At 59.7% G+C, this 19,443-nt stretch carries 23 protein-coding genes, 1 tRNA gene and 3 pseudogenes; 7 read left to right on the top strand and 20 right to left on the bottom strand.

Features of this window, described 5'->3' with window-relative positions:
• Positions 1–226: 226 nt before the first annotated feature.
• Positions 227–499: a ribbon-helix-helix domain-containing protein gene (locus CIW50_RS24745; protein ID WP_149533827.1), complete on the bottom strand. Its 273-nt coding sequence runs from the start codon at positions 497–499 to the stop codon at positions 227–229.
• A 111-nt stretch (positions 500–610) separates the two neighbouring features.
• A complete protein-coding gene (locus CIW50_RS24740) occupies positions 611–862 on the bottom strand; it encodes a hypothetical protein (RefSeq protein ID WP_149533826.1) in 252 nt (83 codons plus the stop codon).
• A gap of 44 nt (positions 863–906) precedes the next feature.
• On the opposite strand from CIW50_RS24740, the gene CIW50_RS29900 reads away from it, so the two are divergent.
• The gene (locus tag CIW50_RS29900) at positions 907–1,452 is read left to right on the top strand and encodes a BRO-N domain-containing protein (protein ID WP_246664447.1); all 546 of its coding nucleotides are present in this window, start codon (positions 907–909) and stop codon (positions 1,450–1,452) included.
• 43 nt (positions 1,453–1,495) lie between these two features.
• Here the strand turns inward: CIW50_RS29900 and CIW50_RS24730 are convergent, their stop codons facing one another.
• The 3 genes from CIW50_RS24730 to CIW50_RS24720 form a co-directional block, all read right to left on the bottom strand.
• A complete protein-coding gene (locus CIW50_RS24730; RefSeq protein WP_149533825.1) occupies positions 1,496–1,687 on the bottom strand; it encodes a hypothetical protein in 192 nt (63 codons plus the stop codon).
• A 47-nt stretch (positions 1,688–1,734) separates the two neighbouring features.
• Entirely contained in the window at positions 1,735–1,914 is a 180-nt protein-coding gene (locus tag CIW50_RS24725; RefSeq protein WP_149533824.1) for a hypothetical protein, read from the bottom strand.
• 114 nt (positions 1,915–2,028) lie between these two features.
• A tRNA-Tyr gene (locus CIW50_RS24720) sits at positions 2,029–2,114 on the bottom strand.
• Positions 2,115–2,360: 246 nt separating this feature from the next.
• On the opposite strand from CIW50_RS24720, the gene rlmB reads away from it, so the two are divergent.
• Entirely contained in the window at positions 2,361–3,239 is an 879-nt protein-coding gene (gene rlmB / locus CIW50_RS24715; RefSeq protein ID WP_149533823.1) for a 23S rRNA (guanosine(2251)-2'-O)-methyltransferase RlmB, read from the top strand.
• A 121-nt stretch (positions 3,240–3,360) separates the two neighbouring features.
• On the opposite strand, the gene CIW50_RS24710 is transcribed toward rlmB, so the two are convergent.
• A complete protein-coding gene (locus tag CIW50_RS24710; protein WP_149533822.1) occupies positions 3,361–4,017 on the bottom strand; it encodes a hypothetical protein in 657 nt (218 codons plus the stop codon).
• A gap of 49 nt (positions 4,018–4,066) precedes the next feature.
• A complete protein-coding gene (locus tag CIW50_RS24705) occupies positions 4,067–4,492 on the bottom strand; it encodes a hypothetical protein (RefSeq protein ID WP_149533821.1) in 426 nt (141 codons plus the stop codon).
• Positions 4,493–4,782: 290 nt separating this feature from the next.
• Here CIW50_RS24705 and CIW50_RS24700 point away from each other — a divergent pair, with 290 nt between their 5' ends.
• Positions 4,783–5,046, top strand: coding sequence for a hypothetical protein (locus tag CIW50_RS24700; RefSeq protein WP_149533820.1), 264 nt, complete (start codon positions 4,783–4,785; stop codon positions 5,044–5,046).
• Positions 5,047–5,609: 563 nt separating this feature from the next.
• Here CIW50_RS24700 and CIW50_RS24695 read toward each other — a convergent pair.
• Both CIW50_RS24695 and CIW50_RS24690 read right to left on the bottom strand, forming a co-directional pair.
• The gene (locus CIW50_RS24695) at positions 5,610–5,813 is read right to left on the bottom strand and encodes a hypothetical protein (RefSeq protein WP_149533819.1); all 204 of its coding nucleotides are present in this window, start codon (positions 5,811–5,813) and stop codon (positions 5,610–5,612) included.
• Complete coding sequence (locus CIW50_RS24690) at positions 5,810–6,076, bottom strand: hypothetical protein (protein ID WP_149533818.1); 267 nt, start codon at positions 6,074–6,076, stop codon at positions 5,810–5,812. The genes CIW50_RS24695 and CIW50_RS24690 overlap by 4 nt, the downstream gene beginning before the upstream one ends.
• Before the next feature lie 405 nt (positions 6,077–6,481).
• Here CIW50_RS24690 and CIW50_RS24685 point away from each other — a divergent pair, with 405 nt between their 5' ends.
• Positions 6,482–6,769 (top strand): hypothetical protein, encoded by a 288-nt coding sequence (locus CIW50_RS24685; protein ID WP_149533817.1) that lies wholly within the window; start codon positions 6,482–6,484, stop codon positions 6,767–6,769.
• A gap of 1,212 nt (positions 6,770–7,981) precedes the next feature.
• On the opposite strand, the gene CIW50_RS24680 is transcribed toward CIW50_RS24685, so the two are convergent.
• The 3 genes and pseudogenes from CIW50_RS24680 to CIW50_RS29220 all read right to left on the bottom strand — a co-directional run bounded on the left by CIW50_RS24680 (position 7,982) and on the right by CIW50_RS29220 (position 10,345).
• On the bottom strand, positions 7,982–8,329 hold the full coding sequence (locus tag CIW50_RS24680; protein WP_149533816.1) for a hypothetical protein: 348 nt from the start codon (positions 8,327–8,329) through the stop codon (positions 7,982–7,984).
• A 192-nt stretch (positions 8,330–8,521) separates the two neighbouring features.
• Positions 8,522–8,833 (bottom strand): annotated as a pseudogene (locus tag CIW50_RS24675) (integrase core domain-containing protein); the annotation flags it as partial.
• A gap of 1,302 nt (positions 8,834–10,135) precedes the next feature.
• Entirely contained in the window at positions 10,136–10,345 is a 210-nt protein-coding gene (locus CIW50_RS29220) for a hypothetical protein (RefSeq protein WP_172980458.1), read from the bottom strand.
• 191 nt (positions 10,346–10,536) lie between these two features.
• Between CIW50_RS29220 and CIW50_RS24665 the strand changes: the two genes are divergently transcribed.
• The gene (locus CIW50_RS24665) at positions 10,537–10,974 is read left to right on the top strand and encodes a tetratricopeptide repeat protein (protein WP_149533815.1); all 438 of its coding nucleotides are present in this window, start codon (positions 10,537–10,539) and stop codon (positions 10,972–10,974) included.
• Between the two features lie 75 nt (positions 10,975–11,049).
• On the opposite strand, the gene CIW50_RS29215 is transcribed toward CIW50_RS24665, so the two are convergent.
• The 3 genes from CIW50_RS29215 to CIW50_RS24655 form a co-directional block, all read right to left on the bottom strand.
• Positions 11,050–11,199: a hypothetical protein gene (locus CIW50_RS29215; protein WP_172980457.1), complete on the bottom strand. Its 150-nt coding sequence runs from the start codon at positions 11,197–11,199 to the stop codon at positions 11,050–11,052.
• Positions 11,200–11,249: 50 nt separating this feature from the next.
• A complete protein-coding gene (locus CIW50_RS24660; RefSeq protein WP_149533814.1) occupies positions 11,250–11,519 on the bottom strand; it encodes a hypothetical protein in 270 nt (89 codons plus the stop codon).
• A 76-nt stretch (positions 11,520–11,595) separates the two neighbouring features.
• A complete protein-coding gene (locus CIW50_RS24655; protein ID WP_149533813.1) occupies positions 11,596–12,294 on the bottom strand; it encodes a metallophosphoesterase in 699 nt (232 codons plus the stop codon).
• Between the two features lie 378 nt (positions 12,295–12,672).
• Here CIW50_RS24655 and CIW50_RS24650 point away from each other — a divergent pair.
• A pseudogene (locus CIW50_RS24650) lies at positions 12,673–12,885 on the top strand (GFA family protein); the annotation flags it as partial.
• On the opposite strand, the pseudogene CIW50_RS24645 reads toward CIW50_RS24650, so the two are convergent.
• From CIW50_RS24645 to CIW50_RS24625, 4 genes and pseudogenes are all read right to left on the bottom strand, one after another.
• Positions 12,858–13,100: pseudogene (locus tag CIW50_RS24645) on the bottom strand (hypothetical protein); the annotation flags it as partial. The pseudogenes CIW50_RS24650 and CIW50_RS24645 sit on opposite strands and share 28 nt — an antisense overlap.
• A gap of 230 nt (positions 13,101–13,330) precedes the next feature.
• Positions 13,331–14,191, bottom strand: coding sequence for a DUF4118 domain-containing protein (locus tag CIW50_RS24635; protein WP_149533812.1), 861 nt, complete (start codon positions 14,189–14,191; stop codon positions 13,331–13,333).
• A 402-nt stretch (positions 14,192–14,593) separates the two neighbouring features.
• Positions 14,594–16,399: an acyl-CoA dehydrogenase family protein gene (locus CIW50_RS24630; RefSeq protein WP_149533811.1), complete on the bottom strand. Its 1,806-nt coding sequence runs from the start codon at positions 16,397–16,399 to the stop codon at positions 14,594–14,596.
• 26 nt (positions 16,400–16,425) lie between these two features.
• Positions 16,426–17,409 (bottom strand): Bug family tripartite tricarboxylate transporter substrate binding protein, encoded by a 984-nt coding sequence (locus CIW50_RS24625; RefSeq protein WP_149533810.1) that lies wholly within the window; start codon positions 17,407–17,409, stop codon positions 16,426–16,428.
• A gap of 119 nt (positions 17,410–17,528) precedes the next feature.
• Here CIW50_RS24625 and CIW50_RS24620 point away from each other — a divergent pair, with 119 nt between their 5' ends.
• The gene (locus tag CIW50_RS24620; RefSeq protein ID WP_149533809.1) at positions 17,529–18,449 is read left to right on the top strand and encodes a LysR family transcriptional regulator; all 921 of its coding nucleotides are present in this window, start codon (positions 17,529–17,531) and stop codon (positions 18,447–18,449) included.
• Positions 18,450–18,474: 25 nt separating this feature from the next.
• Here the strand turns inward: CIW50_RS24620 and CIW50_RS24615 are convergent, their stop codons facing one another.
• Positions 18,475–18,918 carry a C40 family peptidase gene (locus tag CIW50_RS24615; protein WP_149533808.1) on the bottom strand — a complete coding sequence of 148 codons (444 nt, stop codon included), beginning with the start codon at positions 18,916–18,918 and terminating at the stop codon, positions 18,475–18,477.
• Between the last annotated feature and the right edge of the window lie 525 nt (positions 18,919–19,443).

The following is a 19,443-nucleotide window of genomic DNA, read 5'->3' as shown; positions in this document are numbered from 1 at the left end:
TCGCCTCCCTCCCCCGTCGGGTGAAATGTCGGGATGAAAGCAGAAAGTCGGCTGGCGGTGTTTTGCCTCGTGTGTTTCACTATCTTGATAGCGGCTATCATGGTCGAGAAATATTGGGATTGTCGCCTCAGGACCAAGCTGTCCCAGAATGAGTGCTTGTTTACGCCATCTCCGCACACTCTGCCTTAGAGGCCCCTAACGGAACGCGGCGGCCTCGCTCTTCTTCTCAGGATGGAGTGCGGCCATTGGCGCCGGTTGCAGAGCGGTACTTGGCAATAAAATGCTCCACAACGGAAACTCGGATAGCTGACGTAAGGTTGAAGTGAACCCGGTCGCAATCTATCCGCCTAATCAGTGCAAGCCGAGACATCCCTGCTTCGCTTGCAATTTCCGTCAAGGCTTCCCAGAAGGCATCCTCGAGGCTGACACTCGTAGACGTCCTGTCAGTTCTGCTGAACGTTTGCTTTCGCGGCTTTGTTGGCTTCCTCAGGTTTGGCATCGCGATCAGCCTTGCATGGTGAATCAAGCTCGTTGTGGCAACCTAAACGAAAAAGCCGCTCGGGCTTTACACCGGACGGCTTTTCGATGCGGCTGCTGCCAGTCGGCTACTTTACTTGCCGGCTCCGACGTTCCCGCCCTTGATGTTGCCGAGCGAGTTGTCGCCCTGCCCTGAATTGCCGTTGTTGCCCTTTATCGGGGCGTTCCCACCTGTGTACGTGCGGGCAGATCCAGTAGTCATGCCCTGCTCCGTGTTGACGCTTTGGCTAGGATGGCGCACGCGGGATTTTTCGGCGGAAGCAGTCGACATCGTGGCACCGGCAAGAAGAAGCGCCGTAGCGCCGATCGTCATAATTTTTTTCATTGAAAGCAACCTGTCTGTTCGCAACCTGTCTGTTCGTGAAGCCCTTGCGTGTCGAACGTGATGATACCTCTCGCAAGCCGGAAGCGAAGCGTTTCAAGAAGTGGGTCACCTCGGAGGTACTGCCTTCCATCCGCAAGACTGGCGGATACGGCGGTAAAATCCCGGCGTTCATCCGGCGCTGCAACGATAACTGGGACCGCGTCGAGAGCGGGTATTTCTCGGTCATCAACGAGCTCACTGTTCGCTTGTGGGGCCTTCTTGAGCAGGTCGGCCACGTCATCGCCGACCGTGCACCGGACGGGAAGGAGATTCGGCCCGACAATGCTGTCGGACGGCGTTTCTCCGATTGGCTGAAGCTGAACCATCCGAAGCTCTGCGGCAGCATCAGCTACTACCAGCACAAGACGCCGCAGTGGGAAGGTGATGCACGGCAATATCCCAACTCAATGCTTCCGCTCTATATCGAGTTCGTGGACACGGTCTGGATCCCGAACCATTCGGAAGAATACTTCCGTTCCCGAGATCCGGCCGCACTCCCGTACCTGCCTCGGCTGTTGCCACCGCCACCGAAGTTCAAGAAGGTAAGCTAAACAGAACTGGAGAACCCGCCCTAACCGGCGGGTTTTTCATTGCCTACCGCCGCGCTACCTGTCGCCGGGTCCGCTCGATGCCGTCATTGATCTCGCCATGGCATGCTTCGACAGCGAGCTCGCGCGAGGGAAACTTCACCGGCCCCTGCACCGTGCGATTGCCGGGATAGATATTCCAGCGCCAACGCCCCGGCTGGACCTCTTGAACGTCATACTTGATTGTGCGGTGTAACATTCGGCGCACTCCCCATTCCCCAAGACGAGCGTACCATAGTTCTCGGCTCAATGGTCGGACGAGACGTCGACCATGTCGTTATGCATGATCGCCTGAGGCCCGCGATTGTCCCACTTAATGACGACACCGCTCCAGGTATTCTCAGTCACCGTGCCGGCGTCGGCTTTGTCGGCCTTCCAATGGACGCGAGCGCCGACTGTCAGCTTTCTCGATTGATCGCCGGTCATCTCAACACCTTTTCAGTGAGCGCTAATCGAAGAACAAACACTGAAAATGGAATTGCTTACAGGATTGCTTACAAGCTCGACCCCGTCAGGGGAAATTCGCTAGCGAAAAGAAGATGGTGGGGGAAGAAGGACTCGAACCTTCGAAGTCATAAGACGGCTGATTTACAGTCAGCTCCCTTTGCCACTCGGGACACTCCCCCGCCTGACGCCATCGGAACCCAAGCCCAACAAGACCTAAGTCCAACACGGCAGTCCCACCAAAACAGTGGCTGGACGGCCATGGATGACGTTAAAACGCGCGCCCGTAAACGGGCTCCCGGTTGGCGCGTTTATGACGGAAGCGATGGGGCAAAGTCAACCGACCCGGGCAGGAATATCCGCCCTTCCAGCCCTCCTTTTCGGCACTCTAAATTGCCATTATTCGGCATGCGTGAGACAAGCCAGCCATGAGCGAGCGAGACCGAAAACAGCGATTTCAGCGCGGCCCGGACAAGGGACGCGACGGCCAGAGTGGCCAAGGCCGCGATAAAACCCGGGATAAATCCCGCGATCAGGGCCGGGATCACGGACGGCGCCCGCCCCGGCGCGGCCGGGAATCCGGCGGCGGCGACGGCCCGGCCATCCTCTATGGATGGCATACCGTCACCATGGCGCTGGCCAATCCACAGCGGAAAATCCTCAAGCTGATTCTGACCGAAAACGCCGCCCGGCGCCTCGCCGAGGAGAAAATCGACACCCGCGTGGCGCCTGTTCTGGTGCGGCCGGACGAGATCGACCGCCGTCTGGGGCCCGATGCCGTGCATCAGGGCCTCCTGGCCGAGGTCGAGCCGCTGGAATCGCCGGATCTGGACAGCCTGTCCCAGGACGGCATCGTGCTGGTGCTCGACCAGATCACCGATCCGCACAATGTCGGCGCCATCCTGCGCTCGGCCGCCGCCTTTGCGGTCAAGGCGATCATCACTACGGCGCGGCACAGCCCGGAAGCCACCGGTGTCTTGGCGAAATCCGCGTCAGGCGCACTGGAACTCGTTCCAATGATCACCGTGCCCAATCTGGCGCGGGCGCTGAACGAGTTGAACGACCTCGGTTTCATGACCGTCGGCCTCGACAGCGAAGGCAGCGAAAACATCAGCGCGATCCCGCTGCAGCAGCCGCTGGCGCTGGTGCTCGGCGCCGAAGGCAGCGGCTTGCGACGGTTGACGCGGGAGACCTGCAGCATCGTCGCGCGGCTCGACATGCCCGGCGAGATCAAGAGCCTCAACGTGTCGAATGCCGCCGTGCTCGCGCTCTATGTCGGCGCCAGCAAACTCGGCCTGATGGGTTAAAGCGTTTTCGAGCGAACTGGGTCCCGGTTCGCTCAAGAAAACACGTCGAAACAAGAATCTCGACCGTAAACGAAAAAACCCGCGCGCATCGCTGCACGCGGGCTTTTTTGTTGCGTTCGGATCAGTGCATGTGGCGCTGCTGCGGCTGATGATAACCACGCTGCGGTGCTGCCGCACGCGGTCCTGCGGCGCGCGGCGCATACATCACCTTCGGCGCGCCATAACGATGCGCGTGATGATAGCCGGTGCGCGATGCGTAGCCGCGCTGCGAATAGCCGTAACGAATGCGCGGCTGCATGCTGTAGCCGTAGCGATAGCTCGGACGCGCGCGGTAGTGCGAACGCTGCGGATAGCTGTAGATCGCAGGCGCACGATAGGCCGGACCATAGGAGTAGTTTACCGGATTGGCATAAGGGCCGCCGTAATAGCCGCGACGATAGCCGTAACCTTGACCGTAGCCGCGCCAGCCGATCGCAGTCTCCTGATAGGTCGGGACCGGAGCGAACATGCCCGGGCCGCTGAAACTCGGGCCCTGATTGACGTAGTAATACTGACGCGTCACCGGCGTTGGATCGGGGAGCCGCTCATAGGCCGCAACGCCGGCGTAACCGTAGCCTGCGCCATAGCTCTGGCCGCAGGGGCTGACATAAGCCTGACCGCAAGGCGAGCAGCCGCCCGAGGTAAACAGACCACCGCCGCAGGCCATCGCAGGCGCAGCGCCGGCAGTGGCGGTAACAACGGCAAACGCCGCAACCCATTTCGAAATCACGTTACGCATAACTACTCTCTCCTGTCGGTGATCTTTTTTCATTTTTGTAGATTGGCTGTCAGCGCCTGAATTGCGGCGGCGCAATAATGACCTCCGGTGGATTGAACGGCACTTCGTTCTGCCTTTCCATCGGTGCGGATCTCGCCGACCAGTTTTCGTGGAAACTCTCGGCCGGCTGCGGCAATTTGCGATTGGCCGGCGGCTCGATCTCCAGACGTCCGTAGCCTGGCTTGTGGCCGAGGCTTGGATAGTAGTGCCCGACATTCGGGACCGGATCGATGTAGCGACCGCCATAGACCGTCGGTTGAATATGGATGCCGCGATCAAGGCCCCAGTCGCCTTCGATCATGCGATAGGAGGCATCGACACCGTTGATGATGATCGGCACGCCCGGACGGCCGGGCACGACGATGTTGAAGCCGTCGGCGGCTGCGGCTGGCAGGGTCGTCGCAATCACGAAAAGCAGTGCTGAAAGGGTACGCATGGCCATGTCCTGCATCTGAGCGGTACGATATTCGAACGCCCGGCAGGATGGGTTAAAAGCACGGTCTAAACTGCCGGTAAGCCTAACGCGCAAGCCTCAGGCGAAGTTCAAATGCGTCGGACTGCGGTGTGGATTCGTTAACGCAACGGGTTGGCCTCGCGTTGCGATCCGGGTTGAAAGCCGCTGCAAGAGCGCCGCGCAGATCTTGCGCATCGCCGTCGCAACGTGATCTGATCCTCTCTGCCACTGTCTATCTCAGAGGTTTCAGTCGTCATATCCGGAGAGCCCCGATGAAGTTTCTCAGTGCAGCCATCATCCTGTCGACGCTGGTCACGACCCCGGCCTTCGCACGGCACTGGAAGCATCATCACAGCGCCGAGAGCTTCGTCTTTGCCGCACCCGGCCAGCCCTACCGGATCCAGTTCGGGCATAATTACGGACCGGGCCTGCAGCCGGGCACCTTCGCCTATTACGACGGTTCCCTCGCCGCCCGTTGCAAGCAATCAGCCGCGGCCTATCGCGGCCAGGACGGCCGGGCGTATCCCTGTTTCTGACCGAGGCTCCACGGGCGGATTGAAGAATGGTGCCGGTTGAGCGAGCCGCTCTCTCCAGCGGACAGCACCCAATTGAAATCATTAGTTTTGGAATTTGGTCAGAGCGGTAGTCGGCCAGTCCGGTTTATACCGATCCCGGCTTGACGTTCGACAACTCCTGACGGCGCTCAGCCTCGACTCGCAATCCTCGCGGCTGGCTGATGCGTTCAACTGTTGCCGTTCATCTACCAGCCAACGGCGTTTCCGCTGGACAATCGTAGTTGCAAATCGATTCAACTGTGCTGCCGGATAGCATCCACCCGACGAAGCCAGCCAGCATCACGCACGCGATGGCTAATGGCCTGGATAGTTTTATATTCATGGCGCCCCTGTGCCCGCGTCATATCACCGAGACGCCAGCCATATCATTGTGCAATATTGTTTGAGTGCCGCGACTGTGCCACTTGATGACGATACCGGACCAGGTCTTTTCGGTTACAGTTCCCGCGTCTTTCTTATCGCTCATCCAGCATACTCGGGTGCCGACTTGTAGCTTTCTTGAGTCATCGCCGGTCATTCGATTCCTAGCTACCGTTCTGCCCCAATGCCAGTCGCGCGAGTCCGCTGTCCGTGATCATCAGATTGCTCATGAACTTCTTGGCATAACCCAATTTCACAAGTCGGCTGCTTATTTGCTCCATGACTGTGCCACGAGCAAATGATTTGCTCAGTTGCGTCAACGCAGCGAACTCGTCCTCGCTGAGTTTATCGTGCGTTGCTGGCGTCATTGCGCGGCCAACTTCCACCAGGCAATTTGGTCAATCGTGGTCGAAGCGCTTAACCTTGCGAGGTCCAGCGCAGCGGCTTTTGTCCTTGTCGTTTGCCCCGGCCCGCTCGGCATAAATTTTACCAGCCATTGATGCTTTGGCCCGCCGTCGTGCCAACTTGCATCTTGTTCACTGCGATCAAACACGCAGAACCAGCCGTTTATACCATGCTCCGCCGCAACATAGCCCAGCAGTTCAAGATGCGGGTTCTTCGGTGTGTCCATCTGGTGCCCTCTTGTCGAGCACGTAAGCACGTCTGCGGACACTTGTACGAAATAAGGTGCGATAGGTTTGCCAAATATGGAGCAGACGAATGTCTAGGTGCCGGACCTAGCCGGACGCCAACGCCCTTCCCGTTCCCGGCCGGTATGAATTCCATGTCAGAGTCTTCGACGGGCGCGGCGAATTGCGACAGGGTTTGCCGCAGTGGTCGCATGCCTTGAACTCTCGAAATTCCTGACGGCAGACAAGCCACGGCCGTTGCGTCCGCTAGATCGGCTATCCCCAGACAACGGACGCGCTGTGGCGGCACGACGCTGTTACTTCCGTTGAATCACGCGAGGGTGAGCGACAACGCGAACTGATGGAGAACGAGTCGGCCTCTCGCGTTGCAGTGACGGCGATGCCACATGCCGTCCGCGCTATTCGAAAACGACCAGAAGCTCAGCCGGGAATTCCCGACCGATGAGGACGTCTGGCAACATGCCGACGACGCCGGACTCGTTGACGTTGTGGACGGCAAGACGGTGTTGGAGGACGGCTATACAATTTGGCCGTGCAGCACCGAAGAGGACACGGGCAAGCCGATCGCGGTACCGCCGGCAGTAACCTGGAAACGGCCCTCACAGGTTTTGGTTGGAACGCCGAACGTCCTGAGCGCAGGATGGACGTTCCGAAAGCCCTGCCACATCTTCTAGAGTGGCGGGGCTTTTGCTGTCGTAGCCGTTAGTGTGGAGCAGCCGGACAAACTCGTCCATCGACGCATTCAATTGCCTGGCGCGCTCTTGGGATGCCGGTGTTGCGATGCTTCCGAAAAGCCAGCTGACGGACGCGCGAAAGGTCATGCGAGGATCCTTTACTCACGAGAAGCGCTTATGTCGCGCTATCAGGAAAAAGGTTCAAATTGCCGCAGACATTATTTTGAGAGAGTAACACGACCTCCGCTTGACGGCGAATCACGAAGCAGATTCTCTGTCCTCACTCAGGGAGGCGGAGATGGAAGACCATTTCACTCACCAGTATTTTACCCGGCAGTGTTTCAAGCACAGTCACGAGCGGGAGCTGTTCGTGCGCGCCCTTTGCGCAGGCGCCCTCTCATTCGGGACGGCATCTTTCCTGGCAGCGTTATGGGTATTTGTCGGGTAAGGGCAGAGACACCTTTGGCCGAGGCGCCCATGAACATCGACGAGGCCACCAATTACGCCCGGCGGTCGCTTTTAAAGCTCGGCAACAGGCAACAGGCAGTGCGGGACGAACGAGACATCCACTCTCGCGAGACACTCGCAAGGGTTCGTACGGCGTTGGATCAATCAGGAAATTCCCGGTTGGGGACCGGTTCAGGGACACCTCAAATGATACGGCGGCCCAGCTGTTGATAGGATGGTGCCGGTTGAGAGGATTGAACTCCCGACCTTCGGTTTACAAAATCGGTCCATGCCGGCGTTGTGAGCAGACAAATATCATAACGTTTACAGCACCTTATTACTTAGTTGCCTGATACTGACCGAAGGTTGAGTTCCTGTTTTTGGTTCTTGTCACTCTCTCGCGCCCAAAAGGAAAGCGCTGGCATGCACCAAGCGCAGGCTCTCTGCCGACAAGAACATATTGAGAAATCCCCACTTTCCGGCGCGCAACCTGATCCTGAAGCTGGTCCTGTTTTTGGGGCTTCCGCGTGCCGGCCGATGGCTACCGTCCCGCCTGTCGCCGCGTTCGCTCGATCCCATCATTGATCTCACCGTGGCAGGCTTCGACGGCGAGCTCGCGCGAGCGGAACTTGACCGGCCCCTGCACCGTGCGATTGCCAGGATAAATGTTCCAGCGCCAACGACCCAGTTGGACATCTTGAACGTCATACGCGACCGTTCGATGCAGCATTCGGCGCCCCCTGTCCCTAGGGAGGCATAGCACGGTCAGGACTCCGTTGGCTCTGACTTTGATCGGTCCTCCACCCGGCGCAGGGCCTTCAGGCTCAGGCCTTTCTCTTCGAGCCAGAGCAATGCGTGCGCGATCTGTCGAAGCTCGTTACGGTCCGGCCCTACTGGAAGTCGTCTCGCACGCCGAAGCACTTCCGCCGCCTGTCGTCGCATAGGCGACGCCGAACTCCCCGTCTTGTCCAGCTCGCCTTCTATCTCCAATATGAGCTGGCGAACCTCGGCAACTTCCATCTGATTCAGCGCCTCGCAGATCAGACGTTGGTAGTTGAGAACCACTTGTTCGACGTCGATCTCGTCTTCGACAATTGTCGCTCTTTCCAGCATCCGCGCCTCCCTTTGCACGAGGACGGTAAGGAAAATACAATTGAAGAGTTTGCGCAATCTCCGAAGTTATAAGACGGCTGATAAAAATGCTCAGCCTAATAAGAAAGTTCCTCATTCCTGTTCTTCTTAAACGGTGACCGGCCCCCCGCGGAGTGGTCCGATTGGAATGTTAGTTTAGAGATTGCATTTTGACTATCTCCTTTGTGTTGGCCAGACGAGAGCCTCGGGTGCCGGCGGTCGATATCCCAAAGATGAATGTGGACGCACCGTGTTGTAGTGACGTCGCCAGTTTTCGATCACGATCTGGGCCTTCTTCAATGTGTAGAAGATTTCACCATTGAGCAGCTCATCGCGCAGCTTGCCGTTGAAGCTCTCGCAATAGCCATTCTCCCGTGGACTTCCAGGTTCGATGTAAGCGGTCTTGGCTCCGACGGTGCCGATCCAATCCCGGAGCGCCTCGGCAACGAACTCGGGGCCGTTGTCTGAACGTATGTGCGCAGGAATGGCGCAAGTGATAGCGAAGGTCCTGCAGTCCGGCTACTCGCTGATTTCCAAGCTTGAAGCTGACGATGGCCGATGGGAAGGCGAAGGCATCAAGGATGGTAAAGGAATGGACTTTCACGCCGACTGAGAAGCCGGCCGACCACATCCCATAACCACCACCTATCCCGAGTTCGGAACTAGTGGATGGTCACCTTCGCGATACCGCCATGCCGATTGCATTGGCCGTGGCTCGGGGCAAGATCGATACATCGCCCTTTGTGATGGCGGCCTGGAACGAAGCCTGGCCTCAGGTCCTTCTCCGCGGAGAAAAAAGCATCACTGAACGTCGTCAGGGCACCACCCATGCCTCGGATGCTTGGAACTACTCTCGGGCGGTTTGTTGCTGTCGTAGCCGTTAGTTTGCAGAAGCCTCACAAATTCACTCATGAGCTCTCTCATTGTCGACGTCGGCTTCCGGTCGGGCGCGGCCGAATGCCTCTCGCAGGATTGCAAAGAAGTTCATACAAGCCTCCTTCGACCGAGAAGTGCGTTTTATGCGCTTAATTGTCGACAAGTTCAGGTCGGCGGCAAATCAATTTGCGTAACGGTGTTCTTTAGAGGTGCTGCGATCGGCTGAGCACGTAGAGGTCGCCAGTGGCATCTACCGGCACAGCGCGGAAATCAGCATCGCAACGTGCGCCATGAGCATGTGTCAACTCTCGACAATACTCACGATTAGCTTTCAGAGCTGGAAATCCAATTTGATGATTCAGCTTTTGAACGCGAGTTGGAATACGACACCGTAACCTAGGTTTTATCGTCATGTCCGACGACGGCGTGATGTCTCGACGGAATTCATCAGGGTGAAACGCAAGGCCAAAATCGTAGCAGTGCCGAGACTAACAGTAGAAGAAAACCCGCGACCGTCACCCTCCGTCTACCGTCTACCGCCGCGATCGCCCGCAACACAATCCATGATCCCATGAGCCAACCAAACGCCCCGCGAACGCATTGCGCCCTATCTAAAACCCTCGCCACTGCCGGTTCGTCCCTGTCCATCATCGCCTCCTCGTTGTAGGAACATAGTCAGAACGAACTGTGTTCAAATTATGGGCATATCATCCTATTTGTTGATCCGATAACATTAAGCGCGCCTGCGCGGTGACCAGCAACAAGGAGCCGGAAATCTTGTCGCGAGCGACGTCAAATTTGATCTGGAACAGTGAACCGCTGGCGGAGCGTGACGTTATCGCGTGGTAATCGTCAGGGCACGGAGCTGGCGTGATGAGACATACTCAACAACCGATGACGAAACACGTGCGGTTACAGCAGGAAGCGCACGAACAGATGCACGCCTTTGAGCGGCGCGAGACCGAGTTTCGCAAGCAGGATCGTGAGGAGCGCGCGGCGCAATTGCACCTGCCGATTTCGCGCGACGAGTTGCACTAGACCGCTTGCGGTTTTCAGGTTCCGGCGAAATGCGACATGCGCGAGGTCGCCACGCTCGGTGAAAATGACGCTCAGGTCATTCATGGCGATTGTCACTTCCATCCTGCTTACGCGCGCGCCGTCGAACCTTTCAGCTGACGCCGCCGACCAAGGGGAACCGCCGTCCCGCCCCTTTGCCGAGCGCCCATGATGCCTGCGACCCCGCCACTGCGCCTGCCCCGCTTCCGCATGTTGGTTGTGCCGCGCTGATCGCTGGCCTCGGTGTGCCCCAGGCCATGGCCGCCACGCCGACACCGCCCGACCCGACAGGCGATTACGACACCTGCATTGGCGACACCGACGATCGCGCCATCGCCGCCTGCACCCGCGCCATCGCGCGCGATCACTATCGCGGCGCCGACCAGGCCATGCTGTATGTCAGCCGATCGATCGATTATCTGCTGGCGGGCGATGCGGATGCCGCGCTCCAGCACCATCCCACGGAGGCCGTCGCGTTCTGGAGCCGCGGCAGCGCCTGGCAGACCAAGAATGAGCCTGCGCGCGCCATTGCCGATTTCAGCGAAGCCCTTCTCCTCGATCCGGAGGATGCGTCGTCGCTGATCCAGCGCGGCGCCCGGGAAGCGATCGGCGACACTGCCGGCTGCGCCCGCGACATCGCCGAAGCTAGGCGCATCGATCCGGTGCTGACGACACGAAAATACGTCAGGAAGTGACGGCGCTCACGCGCTCCGGCTGGTTGTTCTGCCATTCGCGGTGTCAGATCCTGCGGCGCCGCGCATCGACATCCGTCAGCGATCGCGGTGCACGTCCCAGTAATTGGTCACGCCTTCTTCGTGGCTCCTGCCGCTGGGCGGCGCCCGCGGCGTGTGCAGGAAGGCGCGATACAGGAACGCCAGGATCGCGACGATCAACAGCAGTGGCAAGATCCAGTCCGGCATCGGTGCGTCTCCTCAGTCTGTAGTGGCGCCGAGCATCGCCGGTGTCACACTCATGGCAATCGCTCGGTCGGCATTGCCGCCGCGCGACGCAGGCGCCAGGCGCGGTAGAGCAACAAAGCGACAAATGCAATGACCATTGCGGCCAGCAGGCCGAACGCCTGGACGCGGTCGGTGCCGGACGACGACCGTCCCGCGACGAGCGCACCGATCACAAGACAGACCAGCCCCACGGCCTCGCCGACGAGTGGCCATTTCGCGGTCGTCCAATCGGAGACGAGTTCGACAGCGATATCGATGACGAGCTCGATGATAGACGACATAAGAGGGGGACCGGTTCGGTTGCGTTGCCGGTTAGGCGTCGCAGCACGGTCTTTGGTTCAAGAGGTCATATCCGCCTCAAGGCATCGCGGTCCGGTCCGGCGCCGGCGGCGCGGTGATCTCGATGAGCTCCACCGGCCCGCCCGGCATGTTGTCATCGAACACGCCGATCACCAGACGGCCGCTTTTCCAGGCATAGGTGTCAAGATTGCTGCGGCCCTGTTCCAGCAGCGGCTCATCGGCATGGCGGTCATGGCCATGCACCACATGGCGCGTGCCCTCGCCGGCATCATGGCCGGACACGTCATCGTCCGCATAGCGCTTGGTCATCAGCAATACCGGATCCTGCTGCGTCAGCGGCAGCGCGGGATCGACGCCGGCATGCACATAGATGCGATGTGCATCCATGTGCCACAGCGGCCGGCCGTCGAGCCAGTCGATGTCATGCACCGGCACATCGGCGACGTCGCCGCCATAGGAGGCCAGCGCGGTATCGCCGCCCTTCGCCAGCCAGTTCTCCATCGGCACGATGCCGCGCAGCGCGGCGACCATCAGCGCATCGTGATTGCTCTTGAGCATCGCCAGCCGCAGGCCAGGCGCCACCCCTGCGCGCAGCCGCGCAATGACTCGGCGCGAGCCCGGGCCCTTGTCGACATAGTCGCCGAGCACAATGAGTGTGGCGTTTTCACCAGCCCGATGCGTCTCGATCTCAGCCAGCGCGCGATCCAGCAGATCGCGCCGGCCGTGCAGATCGGAGATGACGTAAGTGAGGGGCATCGCGATCATCCGTCAGCGATCAAATGTTTCCTCGGGCGAGCGGTGAGCGCGGCGGGTCATTATGCCGAATTTATTGCGTCAAGGCCACATCACGCAACTGTTCCTCTCGCAACCTATGAGCCCAGTCGCGCACCAGTCTCTTGGAACGTGGAATGACGGCGTTCTGATCTCCGCAACTCGGTCATGCCCTGCCCATGACGTCAGCTTCAGCGCGACCGTCCACATTGCCGCCTGGGGAAGCGTGTTGCATCGACACATCTTGTAATGCTGCCTCGTCCGATCGCATGACGCTCCGGTTTGGGCGCCCCTGCTAGCAGCATGCCCGGCGCGCCCGCTTCGCGGCGAGGCACGATGCACAAGCAAGAGGGAACGACAGCAATGACACATGTTGGAAAGTGCTTCTGCGGCGCAGTCGAACTCAAAGTGGATGGTGCCCCGGAAGCGATGGGATATTGCCATTGCAGTTCATGCCGTTCGTGGTCCGGCGGGCCGATCACTGCCTCCAGCCTGTGGAAGCCGAACGCCGTGCGGATCAGTGCGGGCGCCAAGCACATTGCGAGCTTCCAGAAGACGCCGCTGAGCCGCGCGCGGCCATAGATGCGCGGGATCGGCGCCCCTTCGGTAGACGCCATCACATCGAGATCGGCCAGTTGCGGACCACTCCGGGTCTGACCGCCCGCGCGAAACAGCGCATTATCGATCGCGCCGCCGAGCGCAGCACCGGCGAGCTGGCCGGCGATTGCACCGATGGGGCCGAACATTCCACCAATGGCGCCACCGGCTGTGGCGAGAACGAGTTGCGACATCAGCTCACTCCAGAATAGCAGAACGCACAGGCCAGACAATGCGCACCAGCCCAAGGCAATCGCGGCCAACGCCCCTGCGCGATTGCTGGTGCCGATAGCGCGTGCCGATCCGCCCACGCGCCGCAGTGACGCGCGCGGTGCGGGTGATCAGGCCAGTCGTCATTGCGAGGAGCCCTTGCGACGAAGCATTCCAATAACGCCGCATCTACCGGGCTGGTGAAGATGCCGCCTCAGCTCTGGCGCTGACCATCGCGGGTCGGCCGCGCATGCTGGAGGCCAAGCCCCATGGCCAATACACTTCTCACGACGTCCACGGATATGTCTGGCTTGGCGGGACGCTCATCCGGATCGAAGGCAATTCCCAAAACGGCATTGCTGTCTCCGGCAGCTTGCACAGGCCAGAAGTCAAAGCGCGAGGCGATGTCCGGGTAAACGCCGCCGCGTACGATGCTTCCGGTCGTGAGCGATGCACGCGCAGCCTCCAGTTCAGGCTGCTGGAGTTCTGCGTCACCTGTTTTCTCAAGAAGAATGACTTTCTCACCCGACACCAGCAACACCACCACGGGAGCCTGAAACAGCGCTGCAAGAGCCTGACATGTGAGCGAGACGATCGTTTTCACGTTGTCGGCTGCAGCGACGTCACGGCTGTAGCCTTGCCAGACAGTTGCCTGCCGCCTTAATCGGGTGACCTCGGCCGCTCTCTGGTGAGAGGTGAAGGCAACGCCGCTCACGACAAGTCCGACGACGAACAGAAGTCCAATCGCCCAGATGTTAGCCGGATCATCGACGTTGAGACTGTAGCGAGGTTCCGTGAGAAAGAAATTGAAGGCGAGAGCACCGAGTATTGCGGAAAGGAACGATGGGCCCAGACCGAAGCTCAGTCCCGCGATGATGACGGGAATGACAAATATCAGGGAGAGGTTGGGTATCGCCACCTTGCTATCGACACCAACTGCCGCCGCTGTTGCGAGGGCGGTCATGGCGAATGAAGCGAGATATCGCAATAGCCCGGATGCTGCCGGGCTGAGAACAGCATTCGTATCGGCCGCTGGTTCGATGTCCTGGCGCATATTCGCTTCAATACCGGCCATCGGTTCATCTCCCGTTTGGTGTTCGGTAACAACGCGTCGCACGAATTGAATCAGCCAGATTGCAATCCCAGCCCGATAGAATCCGGCATGCACAGCTGCATTGGGCGACGCCGGAAAAAATACGGATCATACACCTGGGTCGGCGCAACCTCCCTCAGAGTTGAAGCGGCAAGAAGAACATGGCCATTGCGATATAGGAAATCCATATGTGAAGGTCGCGGACGGTATAAGTGACGAAGCGAATTCGCCTGCATTGGGGCTGCCAACTGCAGGCCGCCCGTCCCACCGCGCCATCCTACCGAACCCGGAAGGACCAGCGTTCGGTGAAACAGAGAACGATCGAACACCATTCAACGGAGGGGAGCGCGTCGTGCGATCCCCTCGATGTTCGGCCCCCGGCCGTCAGGCAACAAGCAGCGTGGTGGCCTTGTCGAGCGATACCGGACCATCGTTGAGCAGCAGGTCGATGGCCTCTTCTTCCCACTTCAACGAGGCGATGTTGAGTGGTGCGTTGTTCTGCAATCGATGCTCGAGAACGAAGCGCGCCAGCAGAAGGCGCCGCGCATCGCCGCCTGTCGCTGCAGCGCGCAGTCCCTCCTCGACCAGAAGCACCATGGTGACCGCGTGATACAACTGACCGGCCGCGAGACGGCAGAACCGTTCGTTGTCCGGCTCGGCGGCGATTTCGGCCGCAAAGGCAAAGGCCTGTCGCACGCCGTTTTCGAGGCGGGTCCGGAACTGGCCTGGAAGGCCGTCCGCTCGCTTGAGGCGGGTCTCAAGATCCTGCTGAAGGACAAGATGCGCCTTCTCCTTCTTGATCGATCGGTGGATGGCATCGAGCGCATTGATGTTGCTCGTGCCGTCCCACAACACGCCGAGATGCGCGTCACGAACGAGCTTTGCGTTCGGCCAATCCTCGATATAGCCGTTGCCGCCGCGGGCCTCCATTGATCCGGTCGCGACCGTCACATTGTCCCTGCAAGTGCGATACTTGCAGATCGGCGTCATGATCCGCAGAATCTTCTGTGCATCCGGCTGGTCCTCGTTGGCCGAGACCGACGCCGTGAACAGCAGTGCTGACAACGCCTGCTCGGTCGGCACCATCAGTTTCAGCAACTGCCGGCGCATCAGGGGATGGTCGATGACGCTCTTGCCGAATGCGTTTCTGTTGCGGGTGGCAACCATTGCTTCATTGAGGCAGCGCCGCATCATTCCGGCAGCGCGTGCGAGATGCGAGACCCGGCTCGAATTGACCATCTCCAGCATCTGCTTGAGCCCGCGGTTGAGATCGCCCAGCTGGTAGGCAACCGCGCCCTCCAACCGGATTTCACCGCTGGCCATCGACTTGCTGCCGAGCTTGTCCTTGATGCGGACAACCCGATAGGCGTTACGCGTACCATCCGCGAGATACTTCGGCATGGCGAACAGGCCAAGCCCCTTGCCGCCAGCCTGGGCCCCTTCGGGCCTTGCCAGCACAACGACCACGTCTCCGCTGACATTGGAGCAGAACCATTTTTCGCCCCACAGCCGCCAGTTTTCGCCGTCCCGGGCGGCCACCAGCTCGGCTGCGCCAACATCGGAGCCGCCAGCCTTTTCCGTCATGAACTGCGCCGCACGGTACAGCTGGCTCATATCCTGCGACAGCATGCGGTCGACGAAGCGGGTGCGAACCTCGTCGCTTCCGTATCGGCGAATGAGTTCTGACGAACTGCCGGCGATGTTGACCGGGCACATCAATCCGAATTCGGTCTGCGAGAAAATGTACTGGAAGACGTATTTGACGATCGGCGGAAGCTTCGTCGGCCAGCCAAGCACCCCCGGCCGATACGACATGGCGTGGATGCCGTAGCGCGCATAGGCGATTTCTTCCATGCGTTGATATGCGGGGTGATACTCCACCGTTTCATCATCGCGCCCGTATCGATCGCGTTGCCGCAAGACGGGCGGGTGCCGTTCGGAAGCGTCGGCCAGATCGTGGAGCTCGTTGCCGCACAGTTCGCCGAGACTGTCGAGATGCGGACGGATGTGATCCAGCAGCGCGGCGTCGATATACTGCAGCAGCAAGGCCTGCAGATTGTGGTCCATTTCAAAGAAGTTGCTGCCGGCACAGTCCGGCGCAAGCTTGTTCGAGCGCTCGGCTGTGGCCTCGCGGCTGGCCAGTTGCTCTGTCGGCGCGGCGAAATTGGACGGGGGATGCTGATAGTTCATGTCGATATCTCTTTTCTGAATTTTTCTTACTGCTGTTCGAATCCGACCTGCGTGAGAACGCTGCGCCAGTGAAGGGTTTCCGATGCCATGAACTCGGCCAGATAGGCTGGGGTGGACGACTGGGCCGGGATAATGCCTTGCTGATCCATGGCAGCCTTGATGGCAGGATCCTTGATGGCCTCCCGGAATGCGGCGTTGAGCGTGGCAATGACCTCGGGCGGCGTTCCCTTCGGAACGACAATTCCAAAGAAGACACTGACGTCAAAGCCTTTGAGGCCAAGCTCATCGAGCGTGGGCACGTCGGGAAGCAACGGCGTGCGCTCGCGTGTCGTGACACCGATCGCGCGGATCGCCCCGGACTTGATGTGCGGAGCGGACGAGTAGACGTCCGAGAAACTGAGCGGGACTTGTCCGCCGAGCAGATCGGTCATCGCTGGTGCGGCGCCACGATACGAAACGTGTTGCAGATCAATGCCGGCTTCCGAATTAAACAGAATTCCCGACAGATGCGTCGATGCGCCGACGCCTGACGACGAATAGTTCAGCTTGTTGCCGGCCTTGGCATAGGCGATCAGTTCCTTGAGGTCCTTGACCGGCAATCCCGGGCCTGCGGACAGCACGTTGGGAAGTTTGCCGAGCATGATGACGGGATCGAAACTCTTGATCGGGTCGTAGTTGAGTTTTCTGTAGAGGCTGACATTGATGGCCAGAGGTCCCGAGGTTCCGAACATCAAGGTGTAGCCGTCGGCTGGCGAATTGGCGGTGTATTCGGCGCCGATATTGGCGCCGGCTCCGCCCTTGTTTTCAACAACCACCGTCTGCTTGAGCTGGACGCGTAGTCCTTCGGCGAGATTGCGGGCCAGCGCATCGGTGGGGCCGCCCGCGGCGAAGGGGACAATGAGTTTGACGGGGCGATCCGGATATTCGGCTCTCGCTGCCGAGCTGCACGCGATGGCGAAGCTGACAGCAGCCACCGACATGGCCGAACCAGCCATCCTCCGTAGCTTCATGCGATGTCCTCCCGAAATTTTTTGCTTTCCGGGCGTCAGTTGACCGCGGCGGACCGATAGCGTCCAATACTATTTGGTATTGATTGATCCACAAAACATATCAATCTACGGAGATCGGGATGGAACTGCGTTTGCTGCGGTATTTTCTGGTTCTGGCCGAGGAACGCCATTTCCGGCGCGCTGCACAGCGACTGTCCATCTCTCAACCGCCGCTCAGTCTGGCCATCAGGCAGCTCGAGGAAAGCCTTGGCACCAAGCTCTTTCAACGCAACAGCCGCAATGTCGAGCTGACGGTTGCGGGTCGCGCACTTCAGTCCGAGGCGACTTTTCTGCTGCGTCGCGTCGAAGAGGTTCGCGACTTCGTGCGAGCGGTCGACGACGAGAAGGGCGGATTGTTGCGCGTCGGCTTTGGTGGCTCGACCCTTTATCGCGGACTGCCTGCGATCATTCGATCGTTCCGAAAGCTGCATCCCGGCATTGAGTTGCGGTTGCAGGAACTCAGTACGGCCGAGCAGATCGTTGCCCTCAAACGCGATGAGATCGATTTCGGATTTATCAACGGTCTGGAGACGCCCGATGGTCTTGACGGGTTTCGCTTCTGCCGGGAGCCACTTCTTGCCTGTCTCCCGAGCGGTCATCCCTATGCCACCAAGCGCTCCGTCCAGCTCGAAAAACTGGCGGCCGAGGAATTCATCCTGTTCGGTCGCTCGGCGTCGCCGGCCTATTTCAATTCCATCCTGGAGGCCTGTCAGTCCTCTGGCTTCTCGCCGACGGTCATTCATGAGGTGCGGCATTGGGTCAGCGTGATCTCGGCCGTCGCCCACGGTCTTGGCGTCGCACTTGTTCCGCGCGCCATGACATCCGCGCATATTGCGGGTGTTGTCCTTCTTCCGCTGAAAGGCGGGAATGTCTTTTCGGAAACGCACTGTGTCTGGAAAGCCGACAGCGACCGATATGACGCCCAGAAATCATTCGCGACCCTTGTACAGGGCCATGTCGCGATGAATGAAGATGCATCCGGAAACGCAGTCCGCAAGTGATGACTTCAATACAATACATCCAGCATCAGCTCACTCCGGGAAACCGGAACGCATAGGCCAGACGACGTCGCCACCACGGCGTCAGCGCCACCTCGCACACGGCGGCGCCGTCATGGGCGTGGATCATCGTGCCATCGCCGCTCGCAATCGCCGCGTGTTTGGCGACGAAGCCGTCGCGCCAGCGAAATAGCAACACGTCGCCAGCACCGACCTCATTCAACGCGATGGGCACCAGATGACGCAACGCCGCCTGCGCCAGCGCCTCCTCCCCTCGTGCCTCCGCCCAGTCCGGCGCGTAAGGCGGCGGTGTTTCCGGCTCATCGCCAACGCAATAACGCCAGACGCCACGCACGAGGCCGAGGCAATCGCATCCGACGCCCTTGAGCGACGCCTGATGCTGATAGCGCGTGCCGATCCAGTCGCGCGCCTCGGTGACGAGAACAGCCCGGGTGATGAGTGCGGTCGTCATGGTAAGGAGCCTTGTGACGAAGCAATGCAGTCGCCGGCCAGCGGCGACGCTCTTGCAGGCGGCGAAAAGGGAGAGCCCTGGCTCATGGAATCCGCCGCACCAAAGGTGGACGAATAACGCCAGCAAGCCGTTCGGAGCCGGAGAGCCGCCGACAAGTGCCCTGATCGGCCGCGCCCCGGCAAAAACCGAAAGTGATATCTCGTGGCTGAAACTCACGGTCACGGAGCAGCATGACAACGGTAACGGCAAGCTTGCACGCGTCGACGTGATCAGCACATCAATACCAATGGCGCGTCGCCGCCGGCCCCAGCGACGATGCGGGCAGTTCTCCGCGTGCCCTATTCGGCAGACTACACATTCCTGCGCAAGGATTGAGTATTCCAATCGGTTGAGTTCGTGCACCCATTAACCCGCCGGGCAGACGGCCCTCTAGGTCCACTGTGCCCCGATAGAAGACCAAATTTCGCGTCGCAGCGAAACGAGGCTATATGCCGGTAGGAACAGCGATTGACGTTAGGTTACCTG

The organism is Tardiphaga sp. P9-11, assembly GCF_008329525.1.
Classification (GTDB): Bacteria; Pseudomonadota; Alphaproteobacteria; order Rhizobiales; family Xanthobacteraceae; genus Tardiphaga.
This window is presented reverse-complemented; position numbering and strand designations above follow the sequence as displayed.